Here is a 15,076-nt window from a genome sequence, read left to right on the forward strand (position 1 = left end):
GTTTTCATTCTTGCATTTTATTGTGTTCTTTTGCTTCTAATTGCTCTAGTTTTCTTTTCAATGTCTCTACTTGAGCACTATACGATGCGATACCTACATCAAGTGAAATTCCCTCGACAAAAGTCATACCTTCTCTCCACTTTTCATATTTCAAACGAAGATCCGCAATATATGCTTCTTTCCTTTCAATTTCGTCCTCAATCCATTTTTTTATCGCCTTATCATCACTATAATTACCGAAATACATCCTCATTAAAAAATCTGAACGTAAAACATCTTTCTCTACATCTGTTTGCATGTATTGATAAAACTCCTCACGCCCTTCATCTGTAATAAAATACATTTTCTTATTCGGTTTCCCTTCTTGCATAATAACTTCTTTCTTTATTTTCCCCTCTTTTTCTAACTGTCGTAACGTTGGATAAATCATTCCAAAACTCCCATCAAAAAAATGAGTAAATACGTCTTCGAACACAATTTTAATATCATAACCAGATAATTCTTTTTCCATTAGTAAACCTAAAACAACATCTCTTCCCTTCAAAATAAGACCCCCACACATTATATAATCAATAATCATATTAACATTGTTAATATGATTATTGATTATATACCTTATTCTGTTAATTGTAAAATGTTTCTAAATAAAAAAAAAAAAAAAAACCTGTAATTTTGTTGTTCAAAATTACAGGGTATCTCTACTTTATATTTCATATACAAACCTTATACTATTTTACAACTACACCTTGATTAGCTTCAAAGCCTTCTGTCTTACCTTCTTTCATCTCATAATAATACGAAGGCAATTCTATATTATGTTCTAAGAGATAATCCTCAATTAATGAAATAATCACTTTCAACGTTTTCAATCGAGCGTATAATTTATCATTACTCGCAATAATTTCCCATTTCGCATTTGGCTTATTTGTTTTTTCAAACATGTCTTCCATTGCTTCAACATACTCGTCCCATTTTTCACGGTTACGCCAATCTTCCTCTGTAATTTTCCATCGTTTCAAAGGATTGTTCTCTCTATCTTTAAACCTCTTTAATTGTTCATCTTTACTAATATGATAGAAAAACTTTCCGACTATATAATGATCATCTGTTAATAGTTTTTCAAAATCATTAATCTCATCATACGCTCTCGTCCACTCTTCCTTTGTAGCAAAACCTTCAACACGCTCAACTAACACACGGCCGTACCATGAGCGATCAAAAATAGTAATTTGCCCGTACTGAGGTAGTTTCCGCCAGAAACGTTGCAAGTAATGGTACCGTTTTTCATGAGGTGCTGGTGCTCCAATTGGATTTACTTGGAACCCACGTGGATCAAGGTGTTCTGTCACTCGCTTAATCGCTCCGCCTTTTCCAGCCGCATCCCAGCCTTCCATAACGAGCATAACTGCGATTTTTTCTTCTTTTACTATTTGCTGCAATGCTAATAAGCGCCTTTGATATTTTTCTAGCTTCTTATTGTACTTAGATTTCGATTCAATTCTTTTCGTTACATCTACTTTAGCAAGAATTCCATTTTCCATAAAACAAATCCCCCTTGTTGTATGACAATGTTATTTTAACATTTTTTGGAAATTATTTCATAATTATATTCCTTTTGACTTATACTTCAAATCGAAGACCGAAATAATAAATCACATCCGTAAATACTTTATAGTGCATCATTAACGAATGTATATTCCCCTTAAATCCCAAAATAAAAACAACCATCACCTTCTACATAAACAAGATGATGGTTGTGTGAATTGAATAAAAAAGCTCTACACATGTTAACTATTCTCGATAAATACCTTCTAAGATTATAGATTATATATTTCACATCGATTCAACGCTACATAACAAGCTCCATATACACCAGCATCATTATGTAATGATGCTAAAACGATTTTCACCTTATTTTGATAGATGTCCATTATTTTGTCATAGAACCTTTCTTGAATTTGTTTCAAAAATGGTTCACCTTGCTCTGTAATACCTCCCCCAATAATAATTAATTCGGGGTTAAATATATAAGTAATATTTACTAAACCAGCAACAACATACTGTAGAAACTGTTCATATACATTTTTTGCCAATCGCTCTCCTCTGTACATACGTTCTATAATTTCTTCACCTGTGATTGTGCCTATCTCTAGCCCTTGAATTTTGGATGCTTCTTTATACTGACGGATCAACGCCGAAGTCGATGCATATCTCTCATAACATCCCTCTCCGCCACAACTACATTTTTCTCCATTATGAACAATTATCATATGACCAAGCTCTCCTGCTAGCCCTTTCACTCCCTGAAGCATTTTGCCATTTGTAATGATTCCACTACCAATCCCGGTTCCAAGTGTGATTAAAACAATATGTTCTTTCCCCCTCCCTGCTCCTTTCCACATTTCACCGAGGCAAGCTGAACGAACATCATTTTCAACTATCGCCACATACCCTGTCTCACTATAAATGTAATCTGCTATTTTTGTACCGCTATATCCCGAAATATTGGCAGAATACAGAACTTCCCCTTTGATATTATCGATAATCCCACACGATGATACACCTACAGAATGAATTTTATAGCTCTTTTCAAACTCATATATTACTTCACAAATACGATACAAAATTTCTTTCTTTTGATTTTGTACTGGTGTTGTTATTTTCCCTTGTTCATGTACTATTCCTTGTTCATCAATCATTGCATATTTTATAAAAGTTCCTCCAATATCAAAACAAGCAACGTACTTCCCCATATTTCTCCCCTTCCTACTTTTAGACAATTATAATTTCATTATAGAAATTCTCTACATTTTTAAGCTGTATGTAACCTGTTATTTCCTCAGCTGCGTTAGCCATTCCACACGCCACTGAAAAACGAAGTGCATCCTTTATCCCATACCCCTTTGCGAGTGCTAACGTTATTCCTGCAACCATTGCGTCACCTGAGCCAACAGCATTGATAGTTTTTATTTCTGAAATAATTGCCCTTATGCTTCCATCTTTTGTAATAAGTATCGCTCCTTCTCTTCCAAGTGATAACAAAACATACTGCACGCCCCTCTCGCAGATTTTAGTTGCTTCCGCAATCATTTCTTCCTGTGACACACGTTTTTTTTGAAGCAACTGGCAAATTTCTTGCCTGTTTGGTTTAATTAAAAATGGTTTTCCTTGTATGCCATGCAATAATGGTTCTCCACTTGTATCTAATATGAATTTTTTACCATTTTCAGCTGCCTTTTGTGCCAACTGCTGATAAAATGAATTTGGAATACCCTTAGGTAAACTTCCCGATGCAACAATAAACTCAAAATCTTTTACTATCCTTTCATATTTTTTTATAAAAAGAGCTATTTCATCCTCTGAAATAGCTGGTCCTGCTTCTAATACCTCAGTAGCTGACGCAGATTTTTTTGTGATTAACGCTATACAATTGCGAGTTTCTTCTTTAACGGAAACAAACTCATCAATAATTGATAAATCTTTCAAGTTTTTTCTTATAAACTCACCATTACTACCACCAAGTAACCCGGCTCCAGTTACTTCTTCTCCTAGCAAACGAAGTACTCTCGATACATTAATGCCTTTTCCACCCGCAGTTTTTTCATAGTCTTTCGTGCGATGTACTTTGTTTAGTTTTAATTCTCCTAATTCATATCGCATATCAACAGATGGATTCAATGTAATTGTCGCAATCATAAGAATATCTCCTTACACACGATTTAAACTTTTGCACATCTTTATTTTATCTGCAACAACCAGTTTCATCGCCATAATTGCATCTGAAAAATATTTACGCGGATCATTTTCTTCTGGATGAGAAAATAAATAATGACGTAATGCTGTTCCGAATGCAATTTTTAACTCTGTTGCGATATTCACTTTACAAATTCCTAAACGAATCGTTTCTTGCACTAAACTGTCCGATAATCCGGAGGCACCATGTAATACAAGGGGAATATCAACTTGCTTTCTAATATTTGTTAATCTTTGTAAATCTAATTTTGGTTTCCCTTTATATAGTCCATGTGCCGTTCCAATTGCAACTGCCAATGAGTCAATATTTGTACGTTCTACAAACTCTTTCGCTTGGTAAGGATCTGTATAAATTGAGTTTTCCACTACTATATCTTCTTCTATTCCTGATAATTGCCCTAACTCAGCCTCTACTGTTACTCCATATTGTTTTGCATACACCGAAACTTCCTGAACAATCTGAATATTTTTTTCAAATGGATGATGCGATGCATCAATCATAACAGAGCTAACTCCTAAATCGATACAATTTTTAATATCACTTATATCTTCATGATGATCCAAATGTAGACTAATTGGTATATCATATCGCTTTCTCGCTGCTTCAATCATATGCAAAAGATATTCTTTTCCCATATATTTTATCGTGCCTGGTGTAGCAGCTATAATAACAGGTGACCTAAGCTCTACTGCTGATTCAATTACCGCTTTTAAAGTTTCTAAATTATGAATATTAAAAGCTGGTACTGCATAGCCCTGTTCTTGTGCATTTCTCAGTATAAATTGATTTGAAACAAGCATACTCTCAAATCCTTTCTTTTTTCTTTTTATATTTCATTTCTCCACCAACAACTGTTCCTATAAGATTTAAATCCTCTGTTAATATAAGAAAATCAGCTCTTTTCCCTGGTGCTATACTTCCAATTTCATTATCTACTCCAATACTTTTAGCAGGAATTAACGAGCCCATATGAACACATTCCCATAACGATGCATTTGTCCATTTCTCCATATTCTTCACACCATCAATAAATCGAAGTGTACTTCCTGCTAAAGAACCTGCCTCTGTTCGGGCAATGCCGTCTTGCACTTGGACAACAAATTCTCCTAAATTATATGTGCCATCCCCTAATAAGCCCGCTCGCATACAGTCACTAACTAAACATGTTTTGTCGTATCCTTTACATTTATATAAAATATTCACTACACTTGGATGTACATGATGTCCATCTGTAATGATTTCACTATACGCGTGCTCGGTTGAAAGTGCCGCTCCAACAACGCCAGGTTCACGGTGATGTAATCCTTTCATTCCATTAAACGTATGCACAAAAATCGTCGCTCCTGCTTGAATCGCACTCTGGCATATCTCATAGTTTGCATTCGTATGCCCAATTGCTACACGGACATTCTTTTTCACAGCATGACGTATACAAGCAATAGCATCTCTTCTCTCTGGTGCCATTGCAATTTTTTTAATTGTCCCTTCTGATGCAGCAATCCATTCCTCTAACATTTCAACGGTTGGATCAATAAAATATTTAGGGTTTTGTGCACCTTTATAGACCTCCGTAAAACAAGGTCCCTCAAGAAAAGATCCAATAATACTTGCCCCTTTCACTCCTCTTTTTTTTGCATGAGCTATATTTTTCAAAGCTCCCATTATATTTTCCGAAGAATCAGTTAATGTTGTAGGCAAAAAGCTCGTAACACCATTTTCCAATAACTTAATAGAGATATTGTTTAACGATTCATATGTGCTATCCATGACATCATGTCCCGCTACACCATGAATATGTGTATCAACAAATCCTGGAGAAATAATTCTACCTTCAAAATCCATTACTAACGCTCCGTCTACTATTTCTTCAACATGTTTTAGAAAGTATCCATTTACAATATGTAAATATCCACTTTCACGAACACCATCTTCTAGTAGATATATAGCTGCTTTGACGTAGTAGTTCATAAATTACTATTCCTTTCCTTTATAAGGATGTACTGTTACCCCTTGAACGATACGATTTACACTTCCACTTGGACAAGGGTTATCTGGAGTAATCCCTAATGCAATTGATTTATATAATGCTAAAATTTGTCCGTATAATATATAAATAAACGTAATATACATGTCATCTTTTAGATTTCGTCCTTCATTGCATAAAAACGTATTACAATGTCTCCTTGCTTCTTGATTATCTTGATGTGCTATAACAATAATCTCGCTCCTTTCTTTCTCTTGAAAAATCTCTTTTAATAAATCAAGATCATATTTTTTCGTATACTCATCATTAGATAAAAATAATACAACAACTGTATCCTTATCTAAAATTGATTTCGGTCCGTGCCTAAACCCAAGGGGGGTGTCAAACATAACTGGGATACGACCAGCAGTTAACTCTAGAAATTTTAAAGCAGCCTCTCGAGAAAGCCCTTCAAATACGCCTGATCCTAAAAATACAATTTTACGAAATTCCTTTTCTGCAATTCGTTGAATTTCCCGTTCTTGTTTTTTGATAACATCTTTTCCTATTCTTACAATATCCATAATGCTAGATTCTAAAAGATGGGGATGATTATAGTTACATAACATAAGTGCAGTTAACATCATAGAGGTAAAACTTCCTGTCATCGCGAACCCTTGATCATTTGCCTTCTGTGGCATATACATAACAAAAGCGTTCTCCTTATGTTGAAACTGCTTCGCTAAATTTCCTTCTTCATTACATGTTAAAATAATATGATAAACTGAATGAATAATTTGTTCTCCTAATTGCACTGCCGCTACACTTTCTGGACTATTTCCAGAGCGAGCAAAAGATACTAAAATTGTTGGGATGTCTGGCTGAAGATAGTAATAAGGACTTGAGACTATATTTGTTGTTGGAATACTTTCAATATGCATTTTCTTTAAATCTGTTATTCTTTTTATATATGGAACAATTGTGTCTCCAACAAAAGCGGATGTCCCTGCACCAGTGAAAATAACTCTCACTCGTTCATGCTTTCTTGAAATACTTGAAAAGAAACCTATAATTTCATGATGCTTGCTTTGAAAATTCAAATATACTTGCTCCCAAAGATCTGGCTGTTGTGCAATCTCTTTCGCTGTAAAACATGCTCCATATATTTCTCTTATTTCATCATTTGCATGTAATAACATTTGAGAACCCCCTTAATATTAGTTCATATCTTATCACGTCATCATTACCAGTTGAATTACAATAAGTATAACCATACTTATTGTAATTCAACTGTGTAAGTAAATTTATCTCCTCTTGCAATGGTCTGTGTGTATTCGATTATATTTTCTTTCGCATATGCAATCCGTTCTAGAGATAAAGATGGTTCATTCTTTTCAACTTGTAGCCATGTTGCATGCTCTTTTTCTGCTGCAATCGCTTTGAAACTTTCCACCGCGCGCGTGATATGGACTTGATATTTTGTACGAAAAATCTCGTACATTGGTGTTTCTTCTAATTCTTTCTTCGTTAAATATGGAAAGAACTTTACAGGAATATAAGATGTTTCAAATAGCATCGGTTCTTTATCAGCTAACCTTAGTCTTGTAATTTGATATACCTCTTCTTCATGATTAAGATTCATAATTTTCGATATTTTTTTATCGCAATGAATTATGGAAAATGATACGACTGTTGATGATGGAACCTTTCCAAATTTTTTCATTTCTTCTGTGAAACTATAAAAACGAACCAGGCTTTGATTAAATACACGAGGTGAGACAAAACTCCCTTTACCATGTTTTTTATAAATATATCCTTCTTTTTCCAGTTCTTGCATTGTCTGTCTTACTGTCGTTCTACTTACATCATGAATCTCACATAGCTCGCGTTCTGATGGAAGCTTATCATGTTCTTGTAAATTCCCAGTTTCAATTTGTTCCACAATAATATCCATTAATTGGTAGTATAATGGTGTTCGATTATCTTTTGCAATCATGTTTTACTCCCTCATCTATAAAGTTGTTATAACCAGTTTATGGCTATTATATCGAATGAAAATAGGAATTACCATCACTTTCTCACATAGAAAGATAAGCTTATTCCAACTGTTAAAATTTACTTTAATCGTACATTTAATTTGTTCCTTTATATGCGCTCTTCTTATTTTGCTGGATTCATCGATTCTTGTAAGTCTGTCACATATTGCTTAAGATTTACTGTTTCACCCGTTATTCTTGATCTTTCAGCCGCAAAGGCAATCAAATGACTATTTGCCGAAATCATTGCAGACGTTAAACTTTCTGTTTTATTGTTTTTTACCTTTTCGATAAAATCAGTCATAATTGCATTATCTGCTCCCATATGTCCACCTTCTATTGTTTCTGGGTAAATCGTTTCAACCTCACCTGAAAAATATTTGACCTTCAATTCATTTAATACATCATGACCATGAATTTCACCATGTGTTCCCATAATTTTAAACGTACGGCAACACTCTTTCGTAAACGCAGACATTGTAAAAGCAACTGTTACATCATTATCAAATAGCAAATTTACTACTTGATGATCTACAACATCATTGTCACAATGGTACACACAACGCCCATAAGGTCCTTTTTTTAGTGCCTCCAGTCTATTTTCAATGCTTGTATCAATAGAAACTACATTCGCTGGCCATTCATCTCTCTCGTGTAAATACCATTTTAAAGCAGAATATTGGCATTTTTCTTCAACTTCACAACCATCTGTACAACGTAACGTCGAACCCTTAGGTGCATGTTCGGATTTAAAATGAGTCAAACTTCCAAAAGATGAAATCTTTTCACACTCTGCACCCACAAGCCATTGTAGCAAATCCATATCATGACAACATTTTTGCAAAATCATTGAACTTGATTCAGATTTATTACGCCAATTCCCTCTTACAAAACTATGCGCTTGATGCCAATGACCAACATTTTCATTCCATTGAATTGAAACGATGTCCCCTATCTTCTTTTGATCAACAATTTCTTTTAAAGTCCTATAAAATGGTGCATACCTTAATACGTGACATACTGTTAATAATGCGTTATATCTCGTGGCAGCCTCTGCAATTTCCAATGTCTCTGTAGGGCTTGGTGACATTGGTTTTTCTAATAAAATTTTGTATCCCTTCTCAATCGCTTGCATAACAGGTTTATAATGAAACCGGTCGGGCGAACAAATAAGCAATACATCACAAAGCTTTTCTTTCGCTAATAACTCTTCCCATGTTTCAAATTGCATATCTTCCGAAACGCTATGCATTTCAGAGAATTTCCGTCTTTTTGCATTATCCAATTCTGCAACCGCAACAAAAGTTATCTCTGTTGGATGTTCTAACGCGTAAGAAGCATAAGCGTACATTCCACGACTTCCTGCCCCAATTAATGCCGCTGTAATCATTCATATCCTCTCCTATTCTATTATTCTTATTTTCCACCTGTAATTGTAATTCCTTCAATAAATTGTTTTTGTAAAAAAACAAACAATAACAACATTGGTAAAATCGCTAAAAATGATCCCGCCATTAGTACCGGATAGTTTGTTGCATATTGCCCTTGTAGTGAAGATAAACCAACTGACAATGTCATCATATCTGGTGAATTATTTACAATCATCGGCCACATCAATTCATTCCAAGACCAGAGTGTTGTAAATATACCAAGCGCAATTAAACCTGGTTTCGCAAGAGGCAGCATAACATACCAATAAATTTGGAAGTGATTGCAACCATCTAATCTTGCTGCTTCTTCTAGTTCCTTTGGAACGCCCATAAAAAACTGACGTAATAAAAAGGTACCAAATGCACTAAATAACCCAGGTACAATTACCGCTTGTAATGTATTCAACCAATCCAGTTTTACCATAATTAAATATTGTGGAAGCAAAAACACTTGAGCCGGAACCATTAGGACGGAAAGAGTTAGTAAAAACAGTACATTTCTACCTGGAAATTGTATTCTAGCAAAAGCATAAGCTGCTAATGAGCATAAAAACAACTGCCCGACCGTTCTAGCTATTGTAACAATTACAGTATTCATCATAAATTTAAAAAATGGTAATAAGTTGAATATTTCCGTATAGTTACTCCACATAAATTGAGATGGGATAATAACTGGTGAAACTTGAACAGATTCTGTATAAGTTTTTAGAGACGTTAATATCATCCAAATAAAAGGACCAATGGTTAATAAGGCACCTATGATAAGTATTGCATGAATCATAATTGTATTTTTATTGACTGCACCTACTCTTTTATTCATCATAATGCACCCACTTTTTCTGTAATATCATTTGAATCGCTGTAATGATTAATATAATAATTAATAATACAACTGCTATGGCTGCCGAATATCCTTTCTCATTTAAAATAAAGGCATTTTGATAAAATAAATAAACAATAGATTGTGTATTTTCAATTACATTACTTGTTCTACCAATCATCATAAAGATGAGATCGAATACTTGAAATGCTCCAATTAAAGACATAATTGTTACGAAGAAAATAACTGGCGATAAAAGTGGCAATGTAATCTTAAAGAAAATTGTAATTGGCCGGGCTCCATCCATAATTGCCGCTTCATAGTATGTTTTAGGGATGTTTTGGAGACCAGATAGAAAAATAACCATGTTATATCCTATCCCCCCCCAAATCGCAACTATAATAATTGAATATAATGCAATGTTAGGGTTGGTAAGCCAATTAGGACCATCAATTCCAAACCATGATAACATGTAATTGAGTAACCCATAGTCAGAATTATAGATCCATTTCCATACCATAGCGATTGCAGCAGGCATTGTAATAACAGGTAAAAAATATAATGTTCTATAAAGGGACTTCCCTTTAATGTTTTGATTTAATAGCACCGCTAATATGATGGATAAAAATATACCGATTGGAACAGTAAGCACGATATAAATAAATGTATTTTGAAAAGCCTTTCCTAAATCTTTATCAGTAAACATCTTTTTATAGTTTTCTAGTCCAATCCATTCATAACTACCAAACGCATCCCACGCTGTAAAACTAAAATAAATATTTTGCACAATTGGCCACATATAAAAAATGAATAACCCTAACATAGTTGGGGCAATCATGACATATGCCCATATATAATCTAATTTCTTTTTCTTTTTATATTTTTTTTGTATATGTGTGTTTTTTTGCTCCACTACCTTTATTGATAGATCCTCCATCTCTTCACTCCTCCCATAATTTTTGATTTAAAGCAAGGAGAGGATCCCTCTCCTTATTTTTTAGAAAGAACTTCATTTGCTTTCTCTGTTAATTCTTTTGTTGCTTCTTCAACATTCAATTCTCCTCCCCATACCCTTTTTAATACTTTTGTTTCTTGCTCCCATAAAGCTCCTGTATTTTTCACACTCGGTAATGGGTAAGAGTATTCAAGACCAGTGATATACGCTTGTAAATTCAAGTTTGGAACGGATTTAACCCACGCTTCTTGTGTTCCATTAAAAGCAGGAATGACTGTTCCAGTTTCTGCAAACACATCTGCTGCCTCTTTAGAACCTAAATATTTCACAAATTCCCAAGCTGCATCCGGATATTTTGTTTTCGCTGAGATGACATTTGCTAGACCATGAATCATAACAGCTCTTTCTTTCCCTTTTGGCATAACAGCAATATTTAAATCAGGATTTTTCTTATATTCTGGTACCATCCAAGGCCCGTCAAAAATCATCGCTACTTTACCTGATAAAAACAAATCAGATGCTGTTGTCTCTGTCATTTGAGCAAATGTTGGTGATAATCCTTCTTTAATAAAACTAATGTTATAATTAAATGCTTCAATTGCTTGTGGTTTATTAAATCCTACTGTTTTTTTATCTTTAGAAAGAACATACCCTTTATTTTGATAAATGAGATCATAATAACCACCTTGATTTCCCATTGCTGCTGCAAATCCCCAAACACCTTTTTCCTTTTTCGTCAATTGCTTTGCAGCTTCTTTCATTTTCTCCCAATCCCATGAATCATCTGGATATGCTACTCCAGCTTCATCAAATAATTTTTTGTTATACCAAAGTGCCGTTGTATCAAAATCTTTTGGAATACCGTAAGTTTTATTATCTACTGTATATAAATCAACTAAAGATTTTGGGTAATTTTCCAATTTATAATTATCTTTTTTCGCTTTATCATCCAAAGGCATCAATACTTTTCCCGAAGCGTATTTCACGACATTTGGTCCATTCATCCAAAATACATCCGGCAATGCATTTCCTGTTGCTGCCGTTTCAAGCTTCTGAAAGTACTGTCCGTACGCTGTTAATTCTATTTTCACTTTAATATTCGGATGTTTTTCATTAAACTGTTGAACCACTTTCTCCACTGCTGGTAGTTGTTTCTTATCCCAAAGTGCATACCGTAATTCTATTTTTTCATCTTTAGATGACGTGTTAACTTTTTCGCCACTGTTAGAACATCCTACTATTGCCAATAGCAATGTTGACAAAAAGAAAATAAACCACTTTTTCATCCTTTTTCCTCCTCTAGAAACAATCATCTATATAACAAAATCTTTACTTATGTTTCTTGTAACTCACTGACAACAAATTAAACTAATATAATCAACTTTACAAAAGATTTGGAGCACCTTGTAAATAAAGCGTTTACAAACGAATTTTATTCATTTATAAAAACAATGCTCTTCTCTCCCTTCCTATCAATTTTAGTAGACTTATGTCATTACCAGTTGAAGGAATAAACTATCATTGATATATTATTTATACATATACCAATTCGATCACGACATAATGTTGTCATTACCAGTTGTTATGAAGTATAACACTATCACTTTTTCCTCCGCAATATATTTTCTGAATTTTTTAAATTTTTATCACAAACTATGTCAATCCATTATCCCTATAGCATTTGTTATTAATAAATAATATAAAGATAAGGAGTGTTCATATGATTCAACAATTAAAAAGATATTACGATAAAGATATAAAAATTAATGAGGCCATACTTTCTGAAGAGTACAGTTGGTTTTTGATTGATGGGAATAGAGTAGGAATTCGTAAATCTCGCTTACATAAACAAGAGTGTCAATTACTTTCATCCCTCTTAACTCCCCTCCATACTGACACATGCTATGAAACAGAAATAGAAAAGTATTGGTACGAAGCGTTATATCAGAGTAAAGATATTCAAATAACATCTGTACGCTTTTTACATTTCTTCACAACGCATCCTATAACGGAACGAGAAGAATTTCATAATGCTTTACATTCAATACTTGGTTTTGATAATCCTACAATATGGGAAACTTCACAAACTGGAGTCCTCATCTTAACAGAAAATATATCTGAATATAGATTGCAAACAGCCCTTGATACGCTGGAAACAGATTTTTTTATATCCTTATCCTTTTTTGTCGGCAGACACTACACCCATACCAATCAAATTTCTCACTTGTATCAATGGGAACGAAATTTATTTTCTTATCTTTCTCCCTATCTATCAAAGAAAATTACATACATTGAACAACTCCTTCCTTATCAATTAATGACCTTATTACCAAAAGAAAAGAGGGAAAAATATACAAATCATTTATTAGCACATGTTTTCAATGATAAAGAGCTAATAGAGAGTATTAAAGTATTCTTCCAATGTAATTTAAATGTATCACTTGCGGCAAAACAATTATATTTACACCGAAATACTTTACAGTATCGAATTGACAAATTTATTGAAAAAACAGGATTGAATATAAAAACATTTGAAGGTGCTGTGGCTGTCTATTTGGCTTTTCTTTCTTTGAACATCTCGTAATTTTGCATAAAAAAATTAACATTTTTTGTGCAACTTGCCAATTCACCTTACAATCAATAAACCTTATAATTCAGTTAATTATAAAAATAGGGGTGATGTATAATGGCCGAACTCGTATTAGATCATATTTTCAAATTATATGATAATAAAACAACTGCTGTTTCTGATTTTAATTTACATATTCAAGATAAAGAATTTATTGTATTTGTTGGTCCTTCTGGTTGTGGAAAATCAACTACTCTACGTATGATTGCAGGTTTAGAAGATATTTCTAATGGCTCATTTTATATTGATGGTAAACTTATGAATGATGTCGCTCCAAAAGATCGTGACATTGCAATGGTATTTCAAAATTATGCACTATACCCACATATGTCTGTTTACGATAATATGGCGTTTGGTTTAAAATTACGAAAACTACCAAAAGATGAAATTAATCATCGCGTAACTGAGGCGGCAAAAATATTAGGTCTTGAAGATTATTTAAAGCGAAAACCAAAAGCATTATCGGGCGGGCAGCGACAGCGTGTTGCATTAGGAAGAGCTATCGTTCGTGACGCAAAAGTATTCTTAATGGACGAGCCTCTATCCAATTTAGATGCTAAATTACGTGTAAGTATGCGTTCAGAAATTTCTAAGCTTCATCGTCGTTTAAACACAACTACTATATATGTAACACATGACCAAACGGAAGCAATGACAATGGCATCACGCCTTGTTGTGATGAAAGATGGTATCATCCAACAAGTTGGTACACCAAAAGAAGTCTATGATACTCCTGAGAATGTTTTTGTTGGCGGATTCATTGGTTCTCCGGCCATGAATTTTTTTACTGGAACATTAAAAGATAACTATTTTCATATAGAAAACATTCGTTTTAAAGTACCAGAAGGACAATTAAAAAAATTGCAGAAAAAGGGATACAACCAAAAAACACTTATACTCGGTATTCGTCCAGAAGACATTCACGATGAACCAATTGTCCTTCAATCTTCTCCCGATTCAACTGTCGAAATTAATATTGAAGTTGCTGAATTATTAGGTGCTGAGACTATGATACATGGAAAACTTGAAAATCAAAGTTTTGTCGCACGAATTAATGCTCGATCAGAACTGAAAGCTGGCGATAAGCTTTCAGTAGCCTTTAGTTTAACAAAAGCACATTTTTTTGATAGTGAAACAGAAGTACGTATACGTAACAATTAAACAAGCTTAATTGGTTATCCTAAAGTCAGACGTACGAAAAAAGCTGTGTAGTATGGCCTCTACACAGCTTTTTCCTCTAATCCCCTAAATATATTGAATATACTATTTAACGTTCTAATGAGGGCATTCTGCTCTCAAACATTTTGATGTCACTCATTTTATTTTCTCATTATATTCGCAGGGCTAAGGAGTGATTGTCCGTGTACTTAAAAACAAATGAACGCGATTAGTATCACATAACATTGCGATACTAACCATATCAAACTCGTTACATATCCCTTCAACCAATACTTTGAAACACTCTTCTATAATCATTTATTTCGGAAAA

14 protein-coding genes are annotated in these 15,076 nt (G+C 33.8%); 2 read left to right on the plus strand and 12 right to left on the minus strand.

The features are described 5' to 3' along the window. Positions 1–4: 4 nt before the first annotated feature. The 12 genes from ACXY7N_RS03895 to ACXY7N_RS03950 all read right to left on the minus strand — a co-directional run bounded on the left by ACXY7N_RS03895 (position 5) and on the right by ACXY7N_RS03950 (position 12,244). Positions 5–544, minus strand: a complete 540-nt coding sequence (locus ACXY7N_RS03895) for a PadR family transcriptional regulator (protein WP_431154159.1) — start codon at positions 542–544, stop codon at positions 5–7. A gap of 184 nt (positions 545–728) precedes the next feature. Then, complete coding sequence (locus tag ACXY7N_RS03900; RefSeq protein WP_488592291.1) at positions 729–1,541, minus strand: polyphosphate kinase 2 family protein; 813 nt, start codon at positions 1,539–1,541, stop codon at positions 729–731. A gap of 276 nt (positions 1,542–1,817) precedes the next feature. After that, entirely contained in the window at positions 1,818–2,753 is a 936-nt protein-coding gene (locus tag ACXY7N_RS03905; RefSeq protein ID WP_016134135.1) for an ROK family protein, read from the minus strand. A gap of 19 nt (positions 2,754–2,772) precedes the next feature. After that, positions 2,773–3,696 carry a 1-phosphofructokinase gene (gene pfkB / locus ACXY7N_RS03910; protein ID WP_000562122.1) on the minus strand — a complete coding sequence of 308 codons (924 nt, stop codon included), beginning with the start codon at positions 3,694–3,696 and terminating at the stop codon, positions 2,773–2,775. Between the two features lie 12 nt (positions 3,697–3,708). Further along, positions 3,709–4,554, minus strand: a complete 846-nt coding sequence (locus ACXY7N_RS03915; protein ID WP_341518114.1) for a tagatose-bisphosphate aldolase subunit GatY — start codon at positions 4,552–4,554, stop codon at positions 3,709–3,711. A gap of 4 nt (positions 4,555–4,558) precedes the next feature. After that, a complete protein-coding gene (nagA, locus tag ACXY7N_RS03920) occupies positions 4,559–5,722 on the minus strand; it encodes an N-acetylglucosamine-6-phosphate deacetylase (RefSeq protein ID WP_001110425.1) in 1,164 nt (387 codons plus the stop codon). A 6-nt stretch (positions 5,723–5,728) separates the two neighbouring features. Then, positions 5,729–6,916: an SIS domain-containing protein gene (locus ACXY7N_RS03925; protein ID WP_000924259.1), complete on the minus strand. Its 1,188-nt coding sequence runs from the start codon at positions 6,914–6,916 to the stop codon at positions 5,729–5,731. Positions 6,917–6,993: 77 nt separating this feature from the next. After that, positions 6,994–7,713, minus strand: coding sequence for a GntR family transcriptional regulator (locus ACXY7N_RS03930; RefSeq protein WP_000560687.1), 720 nt, complete (start codon positions 7,711–7,713; stop codon positions 6,994–6,996). A 164-nt stretch (positions 7,714–7,877) separates the two neighbouring features. Continuing rightward, positions 7,878–9,143, minus strand: coding sequence for a Gfo/Idh/MocA family protein (locus tag ACXY7N_RS03935; RefSeq protein ID WP_488592292.1), 1,266 nt, complete (start codon positions 9,141–9,143; stop codon positions 7,878–7,880). 26 nt (positions 9,144–9,169) lie between these two features. Continuing rightward, the gene (locus ACXY7N_RS03940) at positions 9,170–10,003 is read right to left on the minus strand and encodes a carbohydrate ABC transporter permease (RefSeq protein WP_033659821.1); all 834 of its coding nucleotides are present in this window, start codon (positions 10,001–10,003) and stop codon (positions 9,170–9,172) included. Then, positions 9,996–10,940 (minus strand): carbohydrate ABC transporter permease, encoded by a 945-nt coding sequence (locus ACXY7N_RS03945; RefSeq protein WP_000389888.1) that lies wholly within the window; start codon positions 10,938–10,940, stop codon positions 9,996–9,998. The genes ACXY7N_RS03940 and ACXY7N_RS03945 overlap by 8 nt, the downstream gene beginning before the upstream one ends. A 53-nt stretch (positions 10,941–10,993) precedes the next feature. Next, on the minus strand, positions 10,994–12,244 hold the full coding sequence (locus ACXY7N_RS03950) for an ABC transporter substrate-binding protein (protein ID WP_000758669.1): 1,251 nt from the start codon (positions 12,242–12,244) through the stop codon (positions 10,994–10,996). 434 nt (positions 12,245–12,678) lie between these two features. Here ACXY7N_RS03950 and ACXY7N_RS03955 point away from each other — a divergent pair, with 434 nt between their 5' ends. Together ACXY7N_RS03955 and ACXY7N_RS03960 are read left to right on the plus strand one after the other, a co-directional pair. After that, the gene (locus ACXY7N_RS03955) at positions 12,679–13,542 is read left to right on the plus strand and encodes a PucR family transcriptional regulator (protein WP_016134130.1); all 864 of its coding nucleotides are present in this window, start codon (positions 12,679–12,681) and stop codon (positions 13,540–13,542) included. 102 nt (positions 13,543–13,644) lie between these two features. Continuing rightward, the gene (locus tag ACXY7N_RS03960; protein WP_016134129.1) at positions 13,645–14,748 is read left to right on the plus strand and encodes an ABC transporter ATP-binding protein; all 1,104 of its coding nucleotides are present in this window, start codon (positions 13,645–13,647) and stop codon (positions 14,746–14,748) included. The last annotated feature ends 328 nt before the right edge of the window (positions 14,749–15,076 follow it).

It is taken from the genome of Bacillus sp. 5w2, from assembly GCF_054353775.1.

Excerpts from the sequence above, each read along its gene's own strand:
- ACXY7N_RS03930 (WP_000560687.1), bottom strand. The coding sequence starts at position 7,713 with ATGATTGCAAAAGATAATCGAACACCATTATACTACCAATTAATGGAT.
- nagA (WP_001110425.1), bottom strand. The coding sequence starts at position 5,722 with ATGAACTACTACGTCAAAGCAGCTATATATCTACTAGAAGATGGTGTT.
- ACXY7N_RS03945 (WP_000389888.1), bottom strand. The coding sequence starts at position 10,940 with ATGGAGGATCTATCAATAAAGGTAGTGGAGCAAAAAAACACACATATA.
- ACXY7N_RS03925 (WP_000924259.1), bottom strand. The coding sequence starts at position 6,916 with ATGTTATTACATGCAAATGATGAAATAAGAGAAATATATGGAGCATGT.
- ACXY7N_RS03940 (WP_033659821.1), bottom strand. The coding sequence starts at position 10,003 with ATGAATAAAAGAGTAGGTGCAGTCAATAAAAATACAATTATGATTCAT.
- ACXY7N_RS03900 (WP_488592291.1), bottom strand. The coding sequence starts at position 1,541 with ATGGAAAATGGAATTCTTGCTAAAGTAGATGTAACGAAAAGAATTGAA.
- ACXY7N_RS03955 (WP_016134130.1), top strand. The coding sequence starts at position 12,679 with ATGATTCAACAATTAAAAAGATATTACGATAAAGATATAAAAATTAAT.
- ACXY7N_RS03915 (WP_341518114.1), bottom strand. The coding sequence starts at position 4,554 with ATGCTTGTTTCAAATCAATTTATACTGAGAAATGCACAAGAACAGGGC.
- pfkB (WP_000562122.1), bottom strand. The coding sequence starts at position 3,696 with ATGATTGCGACAATTACATTGAATCCATCTGTTGATATGCGATATGAA.
- ACXY7N_RS03950 (WP_000758669.1), bottom strand. The coding sequence starts at position 12,244 with ATGAAAAAGTGGTTTATTTTCTTTTTGTCAACATTGCTATTGGCAATA.
- ACXY7N_RS03905 (WP_016134135.1), bottom strand. The coding sequence starts at position 2,753 with ATGGGGAAGTACGTTGCTTGTTTTGATATTGGAGGAACTTTTATAAAA.
- ACXY7N_RS03935 (WP_488592292.1), bottom strand. The coding sequence starts at position 9,143 with ATGATTACAGCGGCATTAATTGGGGCAGGAAGTCGTGGAATGTACGCT.
- ACXY7N_RS03960 (WP_016134129.1), top strand. The coding sequence starts at position 13,645 with ATGGCCGAACTCGTATTAGATCATATTTTCAAATTATATGATAATAAA.